The organism is Paenibacillus sp. 7523-1 (assembly GCF_002276415.1).
Classification (GTDB): domain Bacteria; phylum Bacillota; class Bacilli; order Paenibacillales; family Paenibacillaceae; genus Paenibacillus; species Paenibacillus illinoisensis_A.
Genome location: NZ_NPBR01000053.1, coordinates 1 through 254, shown reverse-complemented (window position 1 = coordinate 254; position 254 = coordinate 1). Strand labels below are relative to the sequence as shown.

Here is a 254-nt window from a genome sequence, read left to right as displayed (position 1 = left end):
TATGGAGAGGTGTCCGAGTTGGCCGAAGGAGCACGATTGGAAATCGTGTAGGCGCCACAAGCGTCTCGAGGGTTCGAATCCCTCTCTCTCCGCCAGAAGATTTTTTAGTGAGGCCCGTTGGTCAAGGGGTTAAGACACCTCCCTTTCACGGAGGTAACAGGGGTTCGAATCCCCTACGGGTCATTATTTTCACCTCAAAAAAGAGGTTGATTTTAACAACAGTTTTATGTTAAGATCATAAATGTGTTGTTCGG

Annotated in this window: 2 tRNA genes; both read left to right on the top strand. The window is 47.6% G+C overall.

Annotated features, from left to right (window positions below):
• Window positions 1–3 precede the first annotated feature (3 nt).
• A tRNA-Ser gene (locus CHH60_RS29505) sits at window positions 4–95 on the top strand.
• 16 nt (window positions 96–111) lie between these two features.
• Window positions 112–183 (top strand) — tRNA-Glu (locus CHH60_RS29500).
• Window positions 184–254: the final 71 nt, after the last annotated feature.